Source organism: Aeromonas allosaccharophila (genome assembly GCF_000819685.1).
GTDB classification, from domain to species: Bacteria; Pseudomonadota; Gammaproteobacteria; order Enterobacterales; family Aeromonadaceae; genus Aeromonas; species Aeromonas allosaccharophila.
The window spans coordinates 1-7,404 of record NZ_CDBR01000094.1 but is presented as its reverse complement, the minus strand read 5'-3'; the positions used below and the strand labels follow the sequence as shown (position 1 = coordinate 7,404).

The 7,404-nt window shown below is 47.6% G+C and carries 11 protein-coding genes; 1 reads left to right on the top strand and 10 read right to left on the bottom strand.

From position 1 onward, the window contains the following. Window positions 1–157: 157 nt before the first annotated feature. From BN1115_RS16740 to BN1115_RS21915, 9 genes are all read right to left on the bottom strand, one after another. A complete protein-coding gene (locus BN1115_RS16740) occupies window positions 158–568 on the bottom strand; it encodes an H-NS family histone-like protein (protein WP_029314892.1) in 411 nt (136 codons plus the stop codon). Window positions 569–784: 216 nt separating this feature from the next. Next, complete coding sequence (locus BN1115_RS16735; protein ID WP_042658038.1) at window positions 785–1,792, bottom strand: ParB/RepB/Spo0J family partition protein; 1,008 nt, start codon at window positions 1,790–1,792, stop codon at window positions 785–787. Continuing rightward, window positions 1,789–2,553, bottom strand: a complete 765-nt coding sequence (locus tag BN1115_RS16730) for a ParA family protein (protein ID WP_042658037.1) — start codon at window positions 2,551–2,553, stop codon at window positions 1,789–1,791. Before BN1115_RS16730 ends, BN1115_RS16735 begins: the two co-directional genes overlap by 4 nt. A 2-nt stretch (window positions 2,554–2,555) precedes the next feature. Next, a complete protein-coding gene (locus BN1115_RS16725; RefSeq protein ID WP_042658040.1) occupies window positions 2,556–2,852 on the bottom strand; it encodes a TrfB-related DNA-binding protein in 297 nt (98 codons plus the stop codon). A 166-nt stretch (window positions 2,853–3,018) separates the two neighbouring features. Further along, window positions 3,019–4,062 (bottom strand): DNA sulfur modification protein DndB, encoded by a 1,044-nt coding sequence (locus BN1115_RS16720; protein WP_042658036.1) that lies wholly within the window; start codon window positions 4,060–4,062, stop codon window positions 3,019–3,021. Between the two features lie 47 nt (window positions 4,063–4,109). Continuing rightward, window positions 4,110–4,331 carry a hypothetical protein gene (locus tag BN1115_RS21920; protein WP_080560615.1) on the bottom strand — a complete coding sequence of 74 codons (222 nt, stop codon included), beginning with the start codon at window positions 4,329–4,331 and terminating at the stop codon, window positions 4,110–4,112. A 37-nt stretch (window positions 4,332–4,368) separates the two neighbouring features. Then, the gene (kleE, locus tag BN1115_RS16715) at window positions 4,369–4,695 is read right to left on the bottom strand and encodes a KleE stable inheritance protein (RefSeq protein WP_050070526.1); all 327 of its coding nucleotides are present in this window, start codon (window positions 4,693–4,695) and stop codon (window positions 4,369–4,371) included. A 671-nt stretch (window positions 4,696–5,366) separates the two neighbouring features. Then, window positions 5,367–5,798, bottom strand: coding sequence for an antirestriction protein (locus BN1115_RS16705; RefSeq protein WP_042658034.1), 432 nt, complete (start codon window positions 5,796–5,798; stop codon window positions 5,367–5,369). A 555-nt stretch (window positions 5,799–6,353) separates the two neighbouring features. Further along, the gene (locus BN1115_RS21915; protein WP_082034883.1) at window positions 6,354–6,659 is read right to left on the bottom strand and encodes a hypothetical protein; all 306 of its coding nucleotides are present in this window, start codon (window positions 6,657–6,659) and stop codon (window positions 6,354–6,356) included. A gap of 159 nt (window positions 6,660–6,818) precedes the next feature. Here BN1115_RS21915 and BN1115_RS16700 point away from each other — a divergent pair, with 159 nt between their 5' ends. Next, window positions 6,819–7,046: a hypothetical protein gene (locus tag BN1115_RS16700; RefSeq protein WP_042658033.1), complete on the top strand. Its 228-nt coding sequence runs from the start codon at window positions 6,819–6,821 to the stop codon at window positions 7,044–7,046. Window positions 7,047–7,151: 105 nt separating this feature from the next. Here BN1115_RS16700 and BN1115_RS22410 read toward each other — a convergent pair whose 3' ends face one another. After that, window positions 7,152–7,367, bottom strand: coding sequence for a hypothetical protein (locus BN1115_RS22410; protein ID WP_156135282.1), 216 nt, complete (start codon window positions 7,365–7,367; stop codon window positions 7,152–7,154). Window positions 7,368–7,404 lie beyond the last annotated feature (37 nt).

Below are 7,404 nucleotides of genomic sequence, written 5' to 3'. Positions count from 1 at the left end.
ATCCAGATCACGACTTGTCCTGGTACCGTGGCCACCGACACTGCCGGGCGGCTGTACCACGCCCAGGGAACGCCAGGGCAACCAGGTGCACCGGATCCGCATTGCCGGATAATAGGGTAGGGGGTAGGGGCGGAATTGCTACCGCCCCTATGGTTGTCTACACGATCAAGAAATCATCCAGTGACTTGCCAGCTTCTATGGCCGCCGCAATCTGAGCGGGCATACGGCCCTGGCCAGTCCATGTTTTCTCTTCGCCATCGACTAAATAGCGATACTTTGGTGGTCTAGGAGCTCGTTTGGCCTTTGGAGCCGCAGTTACAGCCGCCGCCGCATTACCTGCCAATAGATCTTCTGGAGATAGGCCCTCAGCCGCCAACAACTCTATATATTCTGCAATTTTTTTCTCATGTTGCTCTCTGGCAACCTGTTCAGCCTTTGCGGCTGCCAGCCGTTCTTCAACAACAGTGTCGAACTTCTCCTTAATTTCCTGCAACTGTTCAAACGGCAGTTCCCGCATAGCCGCCCGTAAGCTACGAATATTCAATAACACTTTCAGAAACTCGTTCACAGATAACTCCTGATATTCAAGGGATGTATAGATAGCACACAAGCGAACAAGGCCAGCATGGCCTGCTGCTATGTGACACAAAAACGCCTCCATCATAGAGTCTATTTATCCTTGATGAAAGCTAGGAAATACCACGTCATTCACTGCAAGCGACATTGACGAAAAAAACCCCACAAGACTTTGTTCTCATGGGGTTATCAATGGTTTGTTTTGCCGTTACGCTTCCATTACAGCCATCAGCTGCACTGTTCCCAAATCAGCCTCAAACTCATGGCCATCATCATCATACTTGATCCAGGCCCACCCATCAGCCGATGGCCTACGCGAAGTAATTAGCCGCCCCATGCGTTCATCGTGCTTGACCATGACAATGGCTTTTTTCAACTTTTCAGGGTCGGGCTCACTTTTCTGTTTTTTCTTCTTGTTCTGTGGTTCCAAGTCGGTTGACTCGTTATTATTTTCCTCACCGTCTGTTTTACCAGTGAACGCATCAATGGTGCTCGGATCTCTTTGATGCTTTTTATCTTCGATATATTCCCGCATCAACTTCACAGAGCCCCTTGTTAGCTCTTGGCTATCATCTTCCAACCAAGCAGCAACTTCATCAGGGTTCTTTTTAAAGGCCGTAACCAATTCACTGATAACGGTAACATCAGTAACTCGCCCAGAATCAAATTGAGCTGCAATTTGAGGAGGCAATTTCAGCAAATTAGCATGCTGGGTGATATATGAGGGGGATTTTCCCCAGCGTTTAGCTATTTCCCCCTTATTCATTCCTGATGCAATACGCATTTCAATAAGTCTTGCGATTTCTCGGGGGGTGTGCCCCTCACGTTGAATATTTGCAATAACCTGATCGTCTGGCACAAAATCATTATCGACGAACGCAGGGATAGTTTCTTTGCCAGCCCACTTAGAAGCGCGATACCGGCGAGCACCATCATTGATGATGTAATGCCCAGGTTTTTCCGGGTTGTCACGAACTGATATTGGCTGTTTAACGCCACGTTCTTTGATTGTCTCACCAATCTCAGCGATCAATTCAGGTTTAAACCCGGGATTATCCTCAAGGCGAGGCTGATTCAAATCTTCCTCTATCAGGTCAAGAGAAAGCTCCAGAGGGCCTGATGCCGCCCCTACCTGGGCTGTAGGATTCAAAAGGCTAGACAAGTCGCCAAGACCATCCAAACCCAGACCAACACCGTTATCGTTCGCGGAACTCATTGGATAATCTCCATCTTCTGAAACACATACTCGGTCATCACTCGCACTTCTTCAGTTGCCTTACGAGCAGCAGTTTTTTTGACTTTCCAAACTGGTTTTTGCTCCCCCAGGGCCTCCGCAATACTGTCACGATCACCAATCTTGAATGGCAATACCAGCTGCGGATATGCCTTCGTCAGAGCCGCCAAATTCTTCATATGACGAGGCTTTCTCGCATCCACTTTATTTGGCACCATGCCCAAAAAGCGCAGATTAGGATTCATAGCTCTGAGGTTGCCAATCACAGCAACCATTTTTTTCATACCCTGCAGGCTATAGGCCTCCAACTCCAACGGCGACAACATGTAATCTGCAGCCAAAACTGCGGCTGTCATCCCCGCACCAAGAGAGGGCGCAGTATCAATCAAACACACATCGAAAAACTCACTCAGCACCCGAATACTGGCCCGCAATGCACCAGCGGCATGAGACAACTCCATTTTCTCCAAGTTTGCCAAGGTCGGGTCTGCGGCCAATACTGTGATCCCTGCGTTATCACGCTGACCAAAGTAATGACGAAGGCCTGATTCATCCCCCTTGAAAAGCTCGCTAGCCAAGTAACCAGACTGGTGAGCCTCCAGCGTGTAAGATGCGTTAGCCTGAGTATCTAGGTCGATTACAACAACCCGCAGGCCACGTTCTTGAGCATTAAACGCCAAGTGACAAGATACGAATGTCTTCCCTTGACCGCCTTTCTGAATTGCTGTAACCAGAGTTTTCATTTCTAGGTTTCCTTCTTCCTTTTTGCTTCCTCGACCCATTTTTTGACAAGGAACGCTTGATGTTTTGGCAGCACTGCCGTTACTCGCTCGAAGCCTTCAGGGAGATTCCCAGGAGCCGCCATCCAGACACGATTTACTGCTTGTGAAACTGCGCCTTTTGTTAACCCTAAGGCCTTTACAAACGACGCCTGGGTTTTACCCTCGACTAACACACCCCGAGCTATTTCGATGGTCTGTAAACCCACTTCCAGGTTCTTTATTGCCTCCTGAAACTGGACTTCGGATAATCGTTTTTTCATGGACTTCACCCATATAACAGTCCACACCCGATTGCTAAACAACAGCGGTTCCAGCCGCTGACCTTGAGAATAGTTTAGCTAAACACGGTTGCATGGTCAACAACTTTAGCCGCTAAAATGACATAAAAAAACCCGGATTTGTTTCCGGGCTTTTGCTCACTATTTCTCACTGGCCAAGGGAGGCACTGGGTTTTATGTCCGTGATAAGACAGAGATAGCGCACCGTAGCAATCAAGGCATCTTTGTTGGACTTCATTCGCCCCTCGCTGTCAGTGCACTTACCTTCCCAATGGGAGGCATAACGCGAGAAGGGGGCTACCTTACACAATCGATCAATCCCCACTTCAATATCTGTGCCTGACTCAATCACCTGGCGACCCCACAACGCCAGAGCTTTCAAACCCACCACATGATACGTGATGTAACTCTCTCTCCCAGCCACACATGAATGGTCTGGCCACAGCCTAGGGTTACGCCACTGAGCCGGAACGACAGCCCTAGCCCAAAAATCACCAGCACAATAAGCATCATGTTCAGTGATATCTTCGCGAGAACCTTTGCCCAGGAACAAACGAGTTGCATCAATAACGGCTTTAAATGGGAAAAGTTTTTCACTTTTGCCTGCGCAAGCAGCCTTATCCCACTCGATTTGATTAATCCAACCGTCAACCTTATCTATCATTTTGGCGATATGCTGAGCGCTTATATTGCGGTGGTCGTATGCCGAATTTAGTGATGCAGATACAGTCTTTGCCGTACTATTTATATCAGCAAAAGCTTGTTGCCGAGAAACCAAGCTCATGTCTGTAAACAATTGAACTGGAATGGTGTTATATGCCAATTCGGGAGACTGCTTTACCAAGTTTATAATTCCTACAGCTCTATGCTGCCCATCAAAAAGTTTTATTTCAGCATCCATTGAAAGTTTTATTGTGCCTACCAGGGAACCCTCTTTATGCTCACTAAAATCGATATCTGAATGACTAATTACACCAGTGAGGGAGGGCAAAACAAATCCGCCTGGGTTGTTCTGAATATAAGATGTAACAGCAGCTGCGCGACGCTGATCAACTTCTCGCTGAGATCTGTCCATGGTGTTACCTGTGTCAATGGCCAACAAACGAGCCAGTGCACGAAACGGAATAGCTATAGTGTAATAAGCCTTTTCTCCCTGAATACCTCTAACACCAGGGAACTCAAATGTCGGCATACTCATATCCATTTTAGTAATCTCTCACTTCGTTACGTTGAAAGGCGCTATACAACTGAGGCCTGAAAAACAATCATGGCATCATTATTTGCCCAGCTACGCCAGCCAGATATTGTGATTTCTATTTCAGGTGTTTTATTAGTTGGATGGCCATAAACAACGTGAGTTACAGTGCCGCGAGTGTTTTTCTTTATTTCAATCACGGTTCTAGTGCAACCCAAGCGAGTAACAACATCACCTGGCAAAGGTTGTTTGCGGGGATCTCTCATAACCAATATATCCTTGATATTTTAAGATAAATATTATTCATAGCCCTTTAGGTTTAAAAATGGAAACGAAATAGTTAAGGGCCACAAAGCCAGCGAAATTAAAAATGAAAGTCCAACCGGCATACGAACCAGGCTTATCCCAACTCCCAACCATCTGCAGGAGCAAGAAAAAAATATAAATTGAAATGGCCCACTTCAACAACGGCCATATAAGAACGGTAACAACCCAAACAGTACGCAATAGGGCGCGCCAGAACGTAACCAAGACCGCCTTCATAGCAAAGCCAGAGCGCTTCGCCTGAATCACCGGAGTATTTTTATCGCTCTGTGAATCCACGAGCGGGAACTTTATGATGTTAGTCATACTTGACCCTCCACACGCGAACGTGTTCAATGCTGCTTGCTCCACACCCAGATAGAGCGCGGCCTTGTGTTCCAGCACTAGGTCACAGCCCCGGAGTAATCCGGGGCACTTCAGCCACCGGAAATATCACCACAACCCCGCCGTCACTAATGCTCAACTGTTTTGAAAATTACCGTCATGCCCAAAATATCTTTTTGCCTGGAAGTCTACTTTCAATATCAATATAGGACATATTGCCCTAACCATCAAGCAAAAAAGCGGATATATCGAAATAAATAATTTTTAGCTGCTAAAGTTAACGCTTCCAGATAATCCCCAGTCCAGCGAAATCGCACAACAGGGCCCAGGCAGCGTAAGGAATTGGAGATTCCTCTGATATCCAGCGACGAACCGTGCGATCACCCCCCTTGGACGTTAGACCAATAGACCTTGCAGCTTGACTTGCCGAAAAACCGGCAGATTCAAGAACCTCTTTAACCTCGCTCCCCATTGGTCGAGTCCAAACATCAGCAGGCTGCAAACACTCTTGCCGAACACACACCTTATCAATGCCCATCATTTTCTCCTTTGGCGTCCACTAAAAAGTTTATTGTTTCATGTTATTCATTTTGAAGCGACACAGCAGCATTCGTGAAACACCAAAAATGCCCCGACAAAGCGGGGCATTAATATCAATCGATAGCAGCATAAATCAAATCAGCTTCAGGGTGATGCCGAACGAAGTCCCGCAAACTGTGATAACGTTCGATAAGCACATCCCCTACATCAGTTCCCTCCATTTCTGACGTAAGCTGACACAGGCTATAGAGCGTAGCCACGATGCCCGCAGCATCAGCAGAGAGATCGGCATCAAACCAATTGCCACCCACTGTAAGATGCAAAGAATGGTCAAGCCGAGGAGCCATATAAAAGCTCCCATTAGAAAGTGAATAGAAGTCCCAGTATGCCCCCTGATAGTCAGGGGACAGCTTGGAAAGCCAAGCATAGACAAGCGCCTCCCCTCGCATAAAACGATTCAAAAACATTTTTGGCAGGAAAGTAAGGCGAGCCTCTTCAGTAATGAGAGAGGAGGTGATTGGTGAGAAATCTTGAGCTTGAGACATTTTATATATCCACTTTTGACCTGGGCGAGGTGCCCGGCCTTCATAAACATGATAGGGCATTATGCCCTACCATGTCAACAAAATTAGGACATTAAGCCCTATTACTTGATGTTCCCTCTGTGAAAAATGTGATTATCTCTGCAGCTGTTCGCCGGCCAATATTAGGGATTAAGGTGAGATCAACGCCGTCACTAATGGCGCGGCTAAGTTTATCAAAATCCCACCCGGCCCTAAGCAAAGCGTGGGCAGCTCGGGCAGATAGGCCTACAGACCAAGAGGGGCGGGGCCCAAGCTCATTCAAAAGTTGCTCATATGAGCATTCTATTCCGTCAATAGAATCCATTTCTTGCCCTCCCTCAGATACATTTCAACGCGGCCAAGACATTGTTAAAATCAAAAACCTTCATTACTATATGAAATCTCTCTTTATGCTCTATTGCATAACGAATTTCACGAGCAATTCTGATATAGTCACTCTGACTCATAGCTATGCCTCTCAAATGAATAGCGTGAGTTGCCCTGGGACGGTTGCCGCCGTTACCAGGGCAAATTTAATTAACTTGCTTTTTTAACGATCCAACTTCTCCACATAATATTTAGAGACAACCTTTTATTAGGCCATTCCTCCCCAAGCGCGACAACCGCAGCAGCTCTATAATTAGTTCTCACATGGATGGTGCAGTAAATAAGACGATGAATATATTTGAAATAGCGATGAAAAAGAGCGACGTTTTTAACGCCGTAGCGTTCAACTTCCCACACTGAAACATCTTTATAAGATACAAGGAGCCGTTCTCTTTCCCACTCCCGGTAAAGCTGATGGAAAGTTCTTCCCCGCAAATGCAACTTAACTGTTTTCATCTTATTTCTCTTACTTTCACTTTGACCAGAGCACTACGCCCGGCCTTCATAAACATATTAGGACATAATGCCCTAGCTTGCAACTACTATATATGATAAATTACACACATCGAGACGGGGATTGGCCCCGGAAATAATCGCTCTTATTAGAGGAAAAATATGACTCCAACTAATGACCTCCGCGCCGAATGGGCAGAACAAGCGCTGACTACTTTTACTAACAACGTGAACTATGGCCGCAGCCCCGCAGAGTTGGAACCCGGCGACCGGGCTGATGCTGTTGCCGACCTGATTTGTGATCTGCTCCACTATTCCTTTGAACAAGGATTCACCCCCGATCTCCTGCTGGCGCAAGCCAAGACAAATTTTGAATTTGAGCAGATATAGGGACAGACATAAGTACCCTAACATGCCCTCCCCGTGGGGGCGCTTAGGGTTCCCACGGGGACGAACCCGGGGCAACAGCAACCCTCCCTCCCTGGCGTCCAGATCTCAACTTCTCCTGGTACCGTGGCCACCGGCCCTATCGGGGCCCAGCACGAGCTCACCGGTTCCCCCATGGCCATCGAGCACCAGGGCAACCAGGTGAACCGGATCACCGGCGACCAGCTGGCCAGCGCCCGCCATCGAGGCGGCGATCACCTGCAGCTGCTCGACCGTTCCCCCGGGGCCAGCAGCAACCCTCCCTCCCTGGCGTCCAGATCTCAACTTCTCCTGGTACCGTGGCCACCGGCCCTATCGGGGC

Bases quoted from the DNA above. Each gene is read 5' to 3' on its own strand.
- BN1115_RS16735 (WP_042658038.1), bottom strand. From the start codon at position 1,792: ATGAGTTCCGCGAACGATAACGGTGTTGGTCTGGGTTTGGATGGTCTT.
- BN1115_RS16730 (WP_042658037.1), bottom strand. From the start codon at position 2,553: ATGAAAACTCTGGTTACAGCAATTCAGAAAGGCGGTCAAGGGAAGACA.
- BN1115_RS16725 (WP_042658040.1), bottom strand. From the start codon at position 2,852: ATGAAAAAACGATTATCCGAAGTCCAGTTTCAGGAGGCAATAAAGAAC.
- BN1115_RS16720 (WP_042658036.1), bottom strand. From the start codon at position 4,062: ATGCCGACATTTGAGTTCCCTGGTGTTAGAGGTATTCAGGGAGAAAAG.
- BN1115_RS21920 (WP_080560615.1), bottom strand. From the start codon at position 4,331: ATGAGAGATCCCCGCAAACAACCTTTGCCAGGTGATGTTGTTACTCGC.
- kleE (WP_050070526.1), bottom strand. From the start codon at position 4,695: ATGACTAACATCATAAAGTTCCCGCTCGTGGATTCACAGAGCGATAAA.
- BN1115_RS16705 (WP_042658034.1), bottom strand. From the start codon at position 5,798: ATGTCTCAAGCTCAAGATTTCTCACCAATCACCTCCTCTCTCATTACT.
- BN1115_RS21915 (WP_082034883.1), bottom strand. From the start codon at position 6,659: ATGAAAACAGTTAAGTTGCATTTGCGGGGAAGAACTTTCCATCAGCTT.
- BN1115_RS16700 (WP_042658033.1), top strand. From the start codon at position 6,819: ATGACTCCAACTAATGACCTCCGCGCCGAATGGGCAGAACAAGCGCTG.